The 15,285-nt window shown below is 42.5% G+C and carries 10 protein-coding genes; 4 read left to right on the forward strand and 6 right to left on the reverse strand.

Annotated features, from left to right (window positions below; all coding sequences use genetic code 11):
- Positions 1-2: 2 nt before the first annotated feature.
- The 3 genes from IPP86_08950 to serA all read right to left on the reverse strand — a co-directional run bounded on the left by IPP86_08950 (position 3) and on the right by serA (position 3,097).
- Positions 3-1,274: an aspartate kinase gene (locus IPP86_08950; protein ID MBL0138643.1), complete on the reverse strand. Its 1,272-nt coding sequence runs from the start codon at positions 1,272-1,274 to the stop codon at positions 3-5.
- A 75-nt stretch (positions 1,275-1,349) separates the two neighbouring features.
- On the reverse strand, positions 1,350-1,826 hold the full coding sequence (locus IPP86_08955; GenBank protein ID MBL0138644.1) for a GNAT family N-acetyltransferase: 477 nt from the start codon (positions 1,824-1,826) through the stop codon (positions 1,350-1,352).
- A gap of 38 nt (positions 1,827-1,864) precedes the next feature.
- Positions 1,865-3,097 (reverse strand): phosphoglycerate dehydrogenase, encoded by a 1,233-nt coding sequence (gene serA, locus IPP86_08960; protein ID MBL0138645.1) that lies wholly within the window; start codon positions 3,095-3,097, stop codon positions 1,865-1,867.
- A gap of 226 nt (positions 3,098-3,323) precedes the next feature.
- On the opposite strand from serA, the gene fbp reads away from it, so the two are divergent.
- Positions 3,324-4,343 carry a class 1 fructose-bisphosphatase gene (fbp, locus tag IPP86_08965; GenBank protein MBL0138646.1) on the forward strand — a complete coding sequence of 340 codons (1,020 nt, stop codon included), beginning with the start codon at positions 3,324-3,326 and terminating at the stop codon, positions 4,341-4,343.
- A gap of 55 nt (positions 4,344-4,398) precedes the next feature.
- On the opposite strand, the gene IPP86_08970 is transcribed toward fbp, so the two are convergent.
- Entirely contained in the window at positions 4,399-5,277 is an 879-nt protein-coding gene (locus IPP86_08970) for a hypothetical protein (GenBank protein ID MBL0138647.1), read from the reverse strand.
- A 166-nt stretch (positions 5,278-5,443) separates the two neighbouring features.
- Between IPP86_08970 and mfd the strand changes: the two genes are divergently transcribed.
- Positions 5,444-8,794: a transcription-repair coupling factor gene (mfd, locus tag IPP86_08975; GenBank protein ID MBL0138648.1), complete on the forward strand. Its 3,351-nt coding sequence runs from the start codon at positions 5,444-5,446 to the stop codon at positions 8,792-8,794.
- A gap of 17 nt (positions 8,795-8,811) precedes the next feature.
- Here the strand turns inward: mfd and IPP86_08980 are convergent, their stop codons facing one another.
- Complete coding sequence (locus tag IPP86_08980) at positions 8,812-10,716, reverse strand: hypothetical protein (protein MBL0138649.1); 1,905 nt, start codon at positions 10,714-10,716, stop codon at positions 8,812-8,814.
- A 207-nt stretch (positions 10,717-10,923) separates the two neighbouring features.
- A complete protein-coding gene (locus tag IPP86_08985; protein MBL0138650.1) occupies positions 10,924-12,195 on the reverse strand; it encodes an ABC transporter permease in 1,272 nt (423 codons plus the stop codon).
- A 398-nt stretch (positions 12,196-12,593) separates the two neighbouring features.
- Between IPP86_08985 and purH the strand changes: the two genes are divergently transcribed.
- Both purH and IPP86_08995 read left to right on the forward strand, forming a co-directional pair.
- Complete coding sequence (gene purH / locus IPP86_08990; GenBank protein ID MBL0138651.1) at positions 12,594-14,120, forward strand: bifunctional phosphoribosylaminoimidazolecarboxamide formyltransferase/IMP cyclohydrolase; 1,527 nt, start codon at positions 12,594-12,596, stop codon at positions 14,118-14,120.
- Between the two features lie 82 nt (positions 14,121-14,202).
- Positions 14,203-15,225: a rod shape-determining protein gene (locus IPP86_08995; protein MBL0138652.1), complete on the forward strand. Its 1,023-nt coding sequence runs from the start codon at positions 14,203-14,205 to the stop codon at positions 15,223-15,225.
- Positions 15,226-15,285 lie beyond the last annotated feature (60 nt).

Genomic DNA, 15,285 nt, shown 5'->3' on the forward strand with positions numbered 1-15,285 from the left:
TATTATTTTAATTCTTTGAGAACAACCTGGGCTGTTTGCCGACTGCGTTGTTCGAGTAGAACTTTTTTTCCTTTTGTCAGTTGTTCTATAGTGGAAGGGTAATAGTGTCTTACGGTCACCAGCATCAGGTCTTCGTTGTATAGCACTCTGAAATCTTTCTGCAATTCGATCAGGAGTTCAGGGATTTTAAAAGGATCATTATCCACACAAACTGAAAAACTGATGGCTGAATTCTGCATCAGGTTAATTTTAATTTTCAGATCAGCGAACAGTCCGAATATTTTGTGAAGGCTGGCTTCTGCGATGAAGGAAAAGTCTTTCGCTGAAATTGATATCAGCAATTGAGATGGCTTATAAATGAAACAAGGTACCAGAGGTTTTGTCGCCTGGTAATTACCAACGCTGGTGCCTTTTTCATTTGGAGCCTTGAATGAACATACACGCAAAGGGATGTGTTTGTTTTCGAGTGGCTTTATGGTTTTGGGATGGATAACTGTTGCTCCGTAATAAGTCAATTCGATGGCGTCATGGTAACTCACTTGCTCAAGCTTCACTGAGTCCTGAGAATAGCGAGGATCAGCGCTGAGAACTCCGGGCACATCTTTCCAGACGATCATTTCTTTTGCATCCAGGCAATAGGAGAATATAGCCGCTGTGTAATCCGAACCTTCGCGACCAAGAGTAGTTGTGAAGTTTTCAGAAGTAGCGCCGATAAATCCCTGGGTGAGGATGATATTATTATCTGCATGCAATTGCGGTATTCTGTTTCGGATTAATTGACCAGTCAGTTCCCAGTTCACTTTCGCTTCTCTGTAAGTATTGTCTGTTTGCAAAACATCCCGTACATCCAGCCATGCATTCGCGATTCCAAAAGAGCTCAGGTATGCACTGATGATTTTTGTACTCATTAGTTCTCCCTGTGCAACAATTTGATCATAGGAGAATCCATAACCTCTGGAAGGAGGTTCTTCAGTCGCCCAATCTATTTCAACAAGACAATTTTCAAGATCGTGGCGTAGTGAATGGTTTTCCGGAAAGCCGAGATCGTCAACAATTGAAAAATGAAATTTTCTTATTTCGTCAATATAATTTTTGAGTTCAGGATCCTGATTATAATAAGCATGAACAACTTTTTCAAGCGCGTTAGTCATTTTACCCATGGCGGAAATAACCACAATGAGACGCTCTTTTTTATGAAGGGAAAGTATTGAGGCAACATTTTTTACGGACTCTGCATCTTTTACCGAAGCACCGCCGAATTTGAAAACTTTCATAGGGAGAATAAGAGAATCTTGATTTTAAATATTCTGGTAAATTAATGCATTACAAAAGCTGAAATGTTTTGCATTTCAGGGTTTGTAATTATAAATCTGTTCATCGCTCATTTTACAGTCAAGCCATTCCGCTTCAATGCTGGCGCCGACTTTTTTATAGAAATCTATTGCCGGAGTGTTCCAGTCGAGCACCTGCCAGTGAACCTGTTTCGCGTCAGCTTTTTGCGCTTCCAGCATAAAAGCGTCAAGTAATTTTTTTCCGATGCCTTTTCCTCTGAGCTTTTCTGTAACGATGAGATCGTCGAGATACAATCCTTTTCCTTTCCAGGTGGAGTATTTGATGTAATACAAAGCAATGCCGGCAATTTCCTTGTTTACTTCCGCGACATAAAATTCAAATACAGGATGGGGTCCAAAGCCATCCGTTTCCATATCCGCAATGGTGTTGGTAACGGCATCCGGAGCCTTTTCAAAATCCGCCAATTCATAAACTAACCGGAGTACATCCGATAAGTCTTCCTTTCTTCCTTTTCTGATAATGATTTCGTCCATCCTAAGCCTGTTAAATAAATTTGATGATTAATTTTAAATCAATACAATTCCCTCACCCGGATAGTGTGTTTCACCTTTTTCAATTCCTCCATCGCTTTCGCGGAAGTCTTTTTGTCGACATCCAGAACAACATAACCAATTTGGTTATTCGTCTTGAGATACTGACCGAGAATGTTCACATTCAGATGAGATAATTTTCCATTGATTTCTCCGAGTACACCGGGTACATTTTTGTGAATGTGTAATAAGCGGTGTGCATCGTACTGCACAGGTAAACTCAATGCCGGAACAGAAAGAGAACCGGTAGTGGATCCTGTTTCTAAAAAGCTGATTAATTTTCCGGCCACATCAAGGCCAATATTTTCCTGCGCTTCGGCTGTGGAACCACCTATATGCGGGGTAAGAATAACATTGCTGAGTCCCTGCAGCGGAGAAACAAATGGGTCCTTATTGCTCTTGGGTTCGCTTGGGAATACATCCACGGCAAAACCGCCGAGCTTTCCTGAATCAATTGATTTCTTCACTGCCGGAATATCCACAACATCACCGCGGCTGTAATTGATAAGGCAGGCTCCTTTTTTCATCTTCGCGAGACGCTGATCGTTGATGAGATTTTTTGTTGTCGACAGTCCTGGAACATGCAACGTAACGATATCAGACTGCTTCAATAATTCATCCAGTGTTTTTACGGAACTAGCGTTACCGAGAGAAAGTTTTGGTTCTACATCATAAAAGATCACTTTCATTCCCATATTTTCCGCCAGCACGGAAACCTGTGAACCAATATGTCCATAGCCGACGATGCCCAGTGTTTTTCCGCGTACTTCAAAACTCCCGCTGGCTTCTTTCAGCCATTCTCCACGATGAGCGGCATCATTTTTTTCAATCACTCTGCGCATCAGATTGATGCAATGCGCGATAACGAGCTCCGCGACAGAGCGGGTATTCGAAAAAGGTGAATTGAAAACAGCGATGCCATTTTCAATAGCGGAATTCATATCGATCTGGTTAGTGCCAATGCAAAACGCACCGATACCCAGTAAACGTGAGCCTGCAGCAATTATTTCTTTCGTTAGTTGTGTTTTTGAACGGATCCCGAGCAGATGAACCTGGCTGATTTTTTTCTTCAGATCAGCATCGCTCAGAGCAGCAGATATAGTCTCAATATCGGTATAGCCATGGTCCTTGAATAGTTTTAAAGAAGCAGGGTGGACACCCTCAAGCAGCAGAATTTTTATTTTTTCTTTTGGAAAAGTTGTGGATTTACTCATATTCTGGATCAGAAATTTAATTGCGGAGGAATTGCTTTTTGGGCTTTTTGCATTCCATTTCAGGGCAATTTTGAATAGATGCCCTGTGGGCGAAGATAATTGATTTCAACGGCTTAAATAATAGGTTCCTGCAATTGAAAATCAACATTTTTGAGTGATTTTAGTCACTGAAATTCAGGAAATGTCCGATCAATTCTTAGCTTTGCCCTAATCATTTCTGAAAAATATGAACAAAGTAACCACCCTCGGCCAGTTTATTATTGAACGTCAGACAGATTTCCCTTATGCAAAAGGCGAGTTATCCCGCCTCCTGAGAGATATTGGTATTGCCGCTAAAATTGTGAACCGGGAAGTGAATAAAGCCGGACTGGTGGATATTCTTGGAGAATTCGGTACCGTCAATGTGCAGGGAGAAAAAGTAAAGAAACTGGATGTGTACGCCAATGAACAATTTATCGCGGCCCTAAGTGCCGGTGGAGAAACCTGTGCAGTCGCATCTGAAGAAAATGAGGGATTGATTCACATTGATTCGGAAGTTTCTAAGAATGCAAAATATGTGGTGTGCGTGGATCCTCTTGATGGTTCATCAAACATCGATGTGAATGTTTCCATCGGAACAATATTTTCTATTTATCGTCGTACTTCATTCAGTGGCAAAGTAGAAGACAAGGATTACCTGCAAAGAGGAACTGAACAAGTTGCCGCAGGCTATATCATTTATGGTTCATCAACTATGCTTGTTTACACAACCGGAAAAGGTGTGAATGGCTTTACACTTGATCCGAGTATTGGTGAGTTTTGTCTTTCACATCCCGACATGGTTTGTCCAAAGAATGGAGTTATTTACAGCATCAACGAAGGAAACTATGTGCATTTTCCGGATGGAGTCAAGCAATATATAAAGTTTGTGCAGGTTGAAGACAGCAAAACCAATCGTCCGTATTCATCAAGATATATAGGATCACTTGTAGCTGATTTTCATCGGAATCTTTTAAAGGGCGGAATTTTCATTTATCCATCTACGTTAAAGTCGCCCAAAGGAAAACTTCGCATTTTGTACGAATGCAATCCGCTTGCCTTCATCATTGAACAGGCCGGTGGTAAAGCATCGGATGGTTTCCGCAGGATACTTGATCTACAACCGACTTCATTACATCAGCGAACTCCTTTGTTTATCGGTTCAGCCGAAATGGTTACCATGGCGGAAGAATTCATGATGAAGTACTCACCGGTGATGGCGCAGTAAGGATCTCTCTTTTATTTATATTCAGAGAGAAATATTCCAATACTATTTTATCGAATTAATTTTTTTGTTCATCCTGATCCAGGCGGATACGGAATGCATATGCAATTCTGAAAAGTGTACCGTCGGTGGTTTTAAATTCAGGATAAGTGGTATCGCCATTGATGCGCTGACCTGGTTTTATCCTGCGCAGAATAGTATGTCCTGCTTCCAGTGAAATGACATGGTTTTTGGCGATGTAAAAATCCAGGAATAATCGAAGTTGATTGTCGCTGTTTTTGAGGAATTGATGAGGCCCGCCTCGATAGCTACTGGTGATGGAACGGAACAAAGCTCCACCACGAAGAATGGATGAAAATTTATATTCAATATTCATACTTCCCGGAAGTATACCATACACTTTGACGCGATCCGAAGGTCTGTAATCAATTCCCAGCAGAGGAACAAAAAATGGTCCGAAAAACTCACTGTTATAATAGAGACCAAATTTATAGATTAGGTTTTTTTTCTTTTCATAAGCCATGATGGCCGCAGCACCGAGTTGGTACGAATCTTCTTTCCAATTATCTTTTACGTTTGCATTCGATCTTCCAACCACAAGAAAAGTGGATTTCCAGAGACTGTTTTTCCATTTGTGAACGAAAGCTACCGGCAAACGGAAACCCTGAACAGATGCGGAAGGAGTGGAATCCTGAAAACTTAAAAAATAATTTTCGTACCCCGGACTAAAAACAAGTACATCTTCTTTGAGTTTTAGTGGGATCGAAAGATCAGCGCACGTATAGGAAGAGCGAATTTCCTTTTTATTTTTTTCTGCTGATTTTACCGGAAAACTATAGGTATTTGAAACGGAAAGCACATCAAAAAAAGGTTGTGCATTTATACCTTTCGTAGCAAACAGAAAGAGTAGGAGAAGAATTACTTTGAAATGGTTCATGTCGGCACCTGATCTACAAATAAACGGAACGAGGTGGTTTTTTCCTATTCAGAAGAGATTTATTCCGCTTTCAGTGTCAGGGATTATTTTTCCATTTCGTCGAAAGTGTTTGCCTGAATTTCCTTAAATCTTCCGACCTTTGTAAAAGGGTATTTGCCCTGATTTTATGAATAAAGAGGAATTGCTGGGATTTTATACATCCCGGCCTATTGTTATTTCTATTAAATCCAGACTGTTAGAGCCGTTCGCGCACCGGATCCGGCTGGAAGGCTTATCCGGTTCTTCGGATGCTCTTATTGCCGCGGCTATTACTGCAGGAGAGCCCCGGACCCATGTGATTGTATTGAACGACCGGGAAGAAGCCGCTTATTTCCTGAACAACCTGGAAAATCTGCGCGATGAAAATCCGCCTCTATATTTTCCTTCTTCATACAAGAAATCTTTTCAAATAGAAGAGCTGGACAATGCAAATGTCCTGATGCGCGCTGAAGTACTAGGGCGTCTCAACCGTGGATCCAATACTTTGGTTGTTACCTATCCCGACGCTATCTGCGAAAAAGTAGTGACCCGTCACAACCTCGAGAAGAATTCCATCGAGATGCGTATTGGGGAGAAAATATCTGTTGAGTTCATCACTGAATTTTTACTTCATCATGAGTTTGAAAATGTCGACTTCGTTGCACAGGCAGGAGAGTTCTCTGTTCGCGGAGGTATTGTCGATATTTTTTCTTTCGCGTTTGAATTGCCTTATCGGATAGAATTTTACGGGGATGAAGTGGAGAGCATCCGCACTTTTGATCCGGGAACACAGCTGTCGGTGCAGGCGATGAACCACATTACCATCATGCCCAATGTGCAAAAGAAGCTGGTGGAGGATAGCCGCGCTTCTTTTTTTGATTTCATTCCGCCTTCCGCTGTTGTCTGGTTCAAGGACATGAATGCCGCTGTGACTTATATTGAACAACAGATTGAAAAAGTAAAAGAAAATATCCGGGAGACAAAAACATATTCTCCGGATGATTTGAATTTGATATTCGATACTCCGGCGGAATTGCTTAGCAGGTTTGAGAAATTTCCTGTTGTAGAATTCGGGCGCAGGTTTTATTATACTTCAGGTGAGTCGTTTTCTTTTCACATTTCACCACAACCATCTTTCAATAAAAATTTTGGATTACTGATCGGTAACCTGCAGAAAAATCAGGAGCAGGGAATAAAAAATATTCTATTCGCGGATTCTCCCAGGCAAATCGAAAGATTGTATGCCATCTTTGATGACCTTGAAAAAAAGAATCAACTTAAGAATAAAGTCGAATTTACAACATTGCATTTGTCCCTCCACGAGGGCTTTGTTGACCATGAAATGAAACTGGCCTGTTACACGGATCACCAGATCTTTGACAGGTATCATCGTTTTCGTTTAAAGAAAAATTACAGCAGAAGTGAAGCTTTAACGATTAAGGAATTATCCGGATTGAAACCCGGTGATTATGTAACTCACATTGATCATGGTGTCGGACGCTTTGCAGGTCTGGAGATGATTGATGTGAATGGCAAGCCACAGGAGGCTGTCAGACTGGTTTACAGAGACAATGATATTTTGTATGTGAGCATTCATTCACTGCATCGTATCGCGAAATATTCCGGGAAAGACGGAGCAGTACCTTCGCTGCACAAACTCGGATCTTCAGCGTGGTCCACTTTAAAACAGAAAACCAAGAAACGAGTCAAAGACATCGCGAAGGATCTGATCGCTTTGTACGCGAAACGAAAAGCGACACGAGGATTCGCGTTTTCACCGGATACTTATTTGCAAAATGAACTGGAAGCTAGTTTTATCTATGAAGATACCCCCGACCAGGTAAAATCCACTCGTGATGTAAAACGGGACATGGAAAAGGAATATCCCATGGATCGTCTGGTTTGTGGGGATGTAGGCTTTGGTAAAACGGAAGTCGCGATCAGAGCTGCCTTCAAAGCAGTGACGGATGGAAAGCAAGCCGCGGTATTGGTGCCGACTACCATTCTTGCCTTGCAACATTACAATACATTTAGAGACCGGCTGAAGGATTTTCCGTGTACAGTTGATTACATCAATCGTTTTAAGAGCGCCGCGAAGCAAAAGGAAACATTGGAAAAACTTGCTTCGGGTAAAATTGATATCATCATCGGAACACATCGTTTGCTTGGCAAGGATGTGAAATTTAAAGACCTCGGTTTGATGATCATTGATGAGGAACAGAAGTTTGGTGTCGCGGCCAAGGAGAAGTTAAAAGCGATTCGGGTCAATGTTGATACACTCACGCTCACCGCGACACCGATTCCGAGGACCTTGCAGTTTTCTCTCATGGGAGCCCGGGACCTTAGCATCATTACTACACCTCCTCCAAACAGATATCCTGTTACAACCGAGTTGCACACCTTCGATGAAACAATTATTCGTGAAGCGATTGATTATGAAATCAGCAGGGGAGGACAAGTGTTTTTCGTGCATAACCGTGTTCAGGATATTCACGATATGGCTGCGCTACTTGAAAAATTGGTGCCCGGAATAAAAGTAGCTGTTGGCCATGGACAAATGGACGGTGATAAGCTGGAAGAGATCCTGATGGATTTTGTAGCAGGACAATATGATGTGCTTGTAGCAACAACCATCATTGAATCCGGACTGGATATCGCGAATGCGAATACAATTATTATCAACCAGGCTCAGAATTTTGGATTGAGCGATTTGCACCAGATGCGGGGAAGGGTAGGACGTTCCAATAAAAAGGCCTTCTGTTATTTACTTGCTCCTCCAACAACTGTTCTGACTAACGAAGCACGACAGAGATTGCGAGCCATTGAAGAGTTTTCTGATCTTGGAAGCGGATTTCATGTAGCCATGCGCGACCTTGATATCCGTGGAGCCGGGAATTTACTTGGCGGAGAACAAAGCGGATTCATTTCTGAAATTGGTTTTGAGATGTATCACAAAATTCTCGACGAAGCATTGCAGGAATTGAAGGAAACAGAATTCTCCGAATTGTATCAGGAGGAAGTGAGGGAAAGGAAATTTGTAACCGATTGTCAGATTGATACTGACCTTGAAATATTATTGCCTTCCGACTACGTCAACAATGTCACTGAACGATTGGTGCTTTATAAAGATCTCGACAGTCTACAGAATGAAGAACAATTAAAAGAGTATGAAGATAAACTACGCGACCGTTTTGGGCCTTTGCCTGCGCCTGCTAGGGAATTGTTGAATACGATTCGATTGCGTTGGCTTGCGGAAAAACTGGGATTTGAAAAAATAGTTTTGAAGAATAAGAGGTTCATCGGATACTTCGTGAGCAACCAGGCTTCGCCTTTTTATCAATCTGAAATATTTACTTCTGTACTAAAATTTGTGCAGGGTAATGCTCACCGTTGTCGTTTAAAAGAAGAGAAGTCGAAATTGTCTCTCACCATGAAAGACATGGACACCGTAGATCATGCCAATGAAATGCTCCAGAAAATTCTGGGCGTTCTGGTCTGATTTTTTTAGAGAAAAAATTAGTTGTCGAGTGTAATGCGGATTTGCCCTTCGGCAAGTTCAAAAATAATCAGCTTGCCATCGACAGAATATTTGCCTCCGCCTTCTACTGCAACAGGAGTAGAACGGATTGGCAGCATGATCGCGAGGCCTTCCATCCGCTTAGGAACATTTACGATTACCACACGACGGCCACCTTCTTTGCTGATATCAAGGGTCACTTCATTACGTGCTGCCCACCATAAACCAAAATCACGGATGGTGCCATACCATGCGCGGTCGCCCATGGCTGAGATGAAAGCTTTTTCAACTTTAAGTCCGGTTGAATTCGGATGAACCTGTCCGATATAACATCCTCCATAACGGGCAATTTTCTTCGCAAGTCGAATCGCTGAAGCTGCACGATCAAAAGTATACGGCGGAATTTCATCGTCATCTGTGAGCGGGAATTCAAAAGCGTCCAGTTCGGCATCATACTCCCTGTTGTAATTCATCTGGAAGGGGAAATGTGTCAGTGAACCATTTGCGGAAACAGAGCTGCTGAAACGGTAACCTGTTGCGAGCAGACTTTGAGGATATGTGAATGGAGTATACAGATGTGTTGAACGGAAACACATGCTGTTATTTACCGGAACAAAATGATCGATGAGGAAACGGCTGACACGCATTTCACCAAAGATGCTTCCTTTGTAAGTCTTGTCCCAGGCCATCACGTATGGACGATAGTCGGGATAAACTTCTTCACCGGTTCCCTGTTCGAACTGATCAAACAAAGGAGAACCGGAGACAGAGTTACTTTGCAAATCCATTCCCGCGGCAAACAATTCTCTCAGTTTTTTGAAATCATCATTGTTGTTGAAGATGGACGCATTGCGATCGCGGATGTATTTTGTTTGAATAAAGTAAGTGGAATGTATCCCAAGCTTTTTTTCCTCTTTTGCAAAATCAAGAGATTCTTCCAAAGCTGTTCTGAAATTGATGTTGTGTGTGATGCAAACAGAAAGCTCCTTATTGTAAGGAACAGAACACAAAGTCATCGCGTCTCTGTCGCTGTTGAGGTAAATGTTTTTGAGTAATCGAAGGATCACATCAATCGTCGGCTCAAAATCATTGATTGGAGATCTGTTGAAATCCTCATGTCTCCCATTGTGTCCTTTCATAAAAAGAAAACCGATATCAAAACCGAATGCATATGCTTTGCCGAATTCATAAAAGCGTTGAGAGATGGCTGTTGATTTATCTTCATACACGGCAATAGGAGGGAGCTGTGTCTTGGAATAGCTGTAGGTTCCGATTGTTTCTTTGAAACGCTCCTTGTTGCCAAGAGAAATCTGCATTTCTTTTGGATCGGTAAATTCGCTCGTGAGCGCGTTTCCGGAATCCGGTTTGATGATAATTTCGAAATGTTGTTTGGATGGAATCGGTTCTTCGAAGCCAAACACTTCATTCAATGCACCCAGAACCTGTATACCGATCAGAGTACCACCATTTCTTGGAAATGCTGCCAGCGCCTGCAAAGCATCCGGTGAAAGCGCTGCCCCTGAGATAATCGGATACACCATCACCACTTTGTGTTCCAGCGCTTTTTTATAATCTGTGGTGATAATGAATGGAATCCCTATGCTTTTTAAACCATGAGCAACTCCAAGCCAGGAGGCAGTCGTATCAGTAACGAGGATTGCCATGCGATTCGAGGATCCACCGGAATATTTTTGCCAGGGTGTCGCCACTCTGGGAGCAAAAACCGATTTGTCTTCAGGACCACGAACATTCGGTGAAACAAAAATTTCATTTTTACGCACCTCATAAACCTCAGGGTAACTTGTATTTTTCAAAGCCCCGATCTCATCACCCTGACGATCCGAACTACATCCGGAAAAAATAATCAGGGAAATGAAGAAAAGACTCCGGAAGAATGTATTCATATAGTTACCAGGTTCAAACATATGCGCGCCTCAATTTGGTGTCATAAAGCATTCAGGCAAACTTAAAAAAAAATGAAAAGAGATATTGATTCGCAACGCTTAAGTTATGATTGTTATGAATGTGAATTAGTTATCAGACGCACTGATTATGAACTAATTGCGTGAAAATGAATGCTTGTTCAGGAAAAAGTTAAGAAGATTCCTGTTTCAGGATGCGCGAATCGCGTCAACCGGGTTCATTTGAGAGGCTTGTAAAGCTGGAATAAATCCACTGATAATTCCAATTACGGCAGAGATTAAAAGTCCCATGGTAATATTGCCGGTTGTAAGGACAAAATTGAAATCAGCAATTGATGTGGCGACCATTGAAATCAAAAAAACAAGGATCAGTCCAAATATTCCACCAAAAATGCAAAGCACGATTGATTCAACTAAAAACTGAAGCAAAATGAAATAGCTTTTGGAGCCGAGTGATTTTTGGATGCCGATGATGGGTGTTCGTTCCCTGACGGAAACAAACATGATATTCGCGATACCGAAACCTCCGACAAGAATGGAGAATCCACCCAGGATCCAGGCCGCGATGTTCAGGGTGCTGAAAAGCTCTTTCAAACCATTGGTCAGCAGGCTGGTTTCATTCAGCGCGAAATCATCTTCCTCTTTTGGTTTCAATTTGCGGATCGAACGCATACTTCCGCGCAGGTCATCTCTCAGCTCAATGGTACTGATACCTTCTTTTGCTTTCACCATGAAATAGGGGTCAACATTGTCGCTTCGCAGATTGACAAGGTTCCTGGCAAAATTTACGGGAACAATAATCTGGTTATCTGAAGAATTCCCAACCATACTGCTACCTTCCCGGTTGATGACTCCGATTATATTGATTTTAAATCCCCGGATGGTGATGGATTTTCCGACAGCATCTCCTTTTGGAAAAAGTCCTGCTTCGATATCAGCACCAATCAATGCAATGGGTTTACCGCTGTTGCTTTCACTTTCGGTGAAATACCGACCGTCTTTTAATTCCAGAGTTTTGATTTTGTCATACTGATGGGAAACACAGAGTACAAGGGCGTTTTCAATGGAATTGCTTTCGAATTTTATGGTCTGGTTCCCAAGAGTTGCCACATAGGAAAGAGCTTCGGCGGTCTCTGCTTTTCGCTGAATCTCAATCATCTCTTTAATTCCGGGAAGTGGCCTGTTGATGTATTTCCACCAGGGATATTCATCCCCTTCATTTTCAGGAACCCAAGGCCATTTTTGGATATAAATCACATTGTTGCCAAGTGTAGCAACATCTGATTTGATTTTTGTTTCCAATGCATCAGTCGCAGTGAAAACGGAAATGATTGCGAAAATTCCGATGGTAATTCCAAGTAAAGAAAGGATCGTCCGAAGTTTGTTTACCCGAAGCGCTTCAAACGCGAATAAAAAACTCTCACGGAACAAACGAAGAAAAAGCCAGAATCTTGTTGTCATATCTTGCAACAAAAGTAAGACTCTGACCGAATTGGCAATTTGTTTAACGTAAATTAACGCTGGAAAAGGAAAACGGCGGGTCAAGTCTTATTAAGCAGAAGGGCCGGTGCTCCACCGACCCTTCATGTACTAACCATCAATTCACACGCCATCCAATAAAATTCGGTCAAAGAATTTGGGGAATTTTTTCCACATCTTTCAAGTATATAAACAATCCGTGTTTAAAAAAGTTTTGAAATTTTCATTGGTCTTTCTAATCCCTACGGAGCTTGATGTTTCAACAGGTTATTTACCTTTATTCAATTCGGTTATCAGAAGAAATTTATTCCTGAAATTAATTTTCATGCTTCGCAAATCGCCACTTAAATTTTCATAAAATTGCAGTTGAATTTTTAGGGATGAAATCATTGAAAAAGATCAGTAGCGCCCTGATCTCCGTTTATCATAAAGACCATCTTGAATCCATTGTCCGCCGCCTGCATGAGTTGGGAGTGACCCTCTATGCTACTGGTGGCACGCAGGATTTTATCGAAGGACTAAAATTGCCTGTAGTAGCAGTAGAAAACGTAACGGATTATCCTTCCATTCTGGGCGGGCGTGTAAAAACCCTTCATCCCAAAATTTTTGGTGGAATCCTGAGCCGGAGAGAAAACTCTTCCGATATCACTGAAATGGAGGAATACCGGATACCTGAGATCGACCTTGTGGTTGTTGATCTTTATCCTTTCGAATCGACAGTCGCTTCAGGTTCTGACGAACAAAGCATCATAGAAAAGATCGATATCGGCGGAATCTCCCTAATCCGGGCTGCTGCAAAAAATTTCAAGGACGTCCTGATCATTCCTTCCGTGGATCAATATTCTTTTTTACTGAATATTCTTGAAAAACAGGAAGGTCAGACTTCGCTGGAAGACAGAAAACAAATGGCTCTTCAGGCTTTCGCCGTAAGCTCCCATTACGATACAGCGATTTTCAACTATTTCAATGCCGATCAGTCTGTAAATATTTTCCGCCAAAGTATACTGGAATCAAGATCCCTGCGTTATGGAGAAAACCCGCATCAGCAGGCGAGGTTTTACGGAAAGTTGGAAGACATGTTTGAGCAGCTTCATGGTAAAGAATTGTCTTACAACAATCTGCTGGACATAGATGCCGCAGTCAGCCTGATGTCAGAATTTTCCGAACCCACAGTTGCTATTCTGAAACACAACAATGCCTGCGGAATTGCCTCCAGGAATACTATTTCCGAAGCCTGGACAGATGCTCTTTCCGGAGACCCGGTTTCAGCTTTTGGAGGAATAATTATTGCCAACCGGGAAATAGAAAAAACGAGTGCTGAGGCGATGAATCAGCTCTTTTTTGAGGTATTAATTGCGCCTTCCTTTACTCCTGAGGCTCTGGAAGTGCTTAAACAAAAGAAAAACCGCATTCTTTTGGTTCAAAAAAGCAAGACCCTTCCTGCTAAACAGTTTCGTACCTTACTGAACGGTGTTGTACAACAAGACCGTGATATCCTTAGCGAGACTGCAAAGGATATGAAAACAGTAACTAAAATAGCCCCAACTGCCGTAGAAGTATCTGATTTGGAGTTTGCAAACAAAATCGTGAAGCATACCAAATCCAATACTATCGTTCTTGCCAAAAACAAACAACTGTTGGCCAGTGGTACAGGTCAGACTTCCCGAGTGGATGCTTTGCAACAAGCTATTGCAAAGGCGCGTCATTTTGGATTTGAACTGAAAGGCGCAGTGATGTCGAGTGATGCATTTTTCCCCTTTCCGGATTGTGTGGAAATAGCTGATAAGGCGGGAATAAAAACAGTCATCCAACCGGGCGGATCTATCAAAGATCAGGAGTCCATCGATTATTGCGATCAACATGGGATGTCCATGGTGCTGACAGGAGTGAGGCATTTCAAACATTAAAATTCCCGGATCGAGGCGAAAGCCGGAATCCGTCGAATCCGAAAGAATATTTATTTATCATCAACTATCCTAAATACGATTCATGGGAGTGTTCGATTTTTTAACCCAGGAAATTGCCATTGACCTCGGTACGGCAAATACCCTGATTATTCACAACGATAAAGTTGTTGTGGATGAACCGTCTATTGTCGCGATCGACCGGATGACCGGTAAAGTCATCGCTGTTGGTAAACAGGCAATGATGATGCATGGGAAAACCCATGAAAACATCAAGACGATCCGGCCATTGAAAGACGGAGTAATTGCCGACTTCGATGCCGCGGAGCACATGATCCGTGGAATGATAAAAATGATCAATCCCAAAGGCGCTTTGTTTACACCGTCTTTGAAAATGGTTATTTGTATTCCTTCCGGTATCACCGAAGTGGAAAAGCGTGCTGTGCGGGATTCCGCGGAACATGCCGGCGCCAAAGAGGTATACCTGATCCACGAACCAATGGCAGCCGCGATCGGTATTGGTATCGATGTGGAAGAGCCGATGGGAAATATGATCATCGATATCGGTGGTGGTACCAGTGAAATCGCGGTGATCGCGCTCGGTGGAATCGTTTGCGATCAGTCTATCCGTGTTGCCGGTGACGGCTTCACCAACGATATCTGGGATTACATGCGTCGTCAGCACAATATCCTCATCGGTGAACGTTCCGCTGAACGAATCAAAATAGAAGTTGGCTCCGCATTGCCTGAACTTGAAAATCCACCGCCGGATTTTGCTGTACACGGACGTGACCTCATGACCGGTATTCCAAAAGAAATCACCGTGAGCTATTCTGAAATAGCTCATGCGCTCGATAAATCCATTTCAAAAGTTGAAGAAGCGATTCTGAAAGCTCTTGAAATGACACCACCGGAATTGTCGGCGGATATTTACCGCACAGGAATCTATCTCACAGGTGGAGGAGCCCTGCTCCGTGGACTCGACCAACGCATCGCGATGAAAACAAAGCTTCCTGTTCACGTTGCCGAAGATCCTCTCCGCGCCGTAGTACGCGGAACCGGAATTGCTTTGAAGAATATTGGACGGTTTAAATTCCTCATACCTTGATTGTGTTCCGGGTTCAGAGTTCTGAGTTCCGTGTTGTTGGGTAAGCAATTGATCTTATTG

The organism is Bacteroidota bacterium (assembly GCA_016720935.1).
Classification (GTDB): domain Bacteria; phylum Bacteroidota; class Bacteroidia; order AKYH767-A; family 2013-40CM-41-45; genus JADKJP01.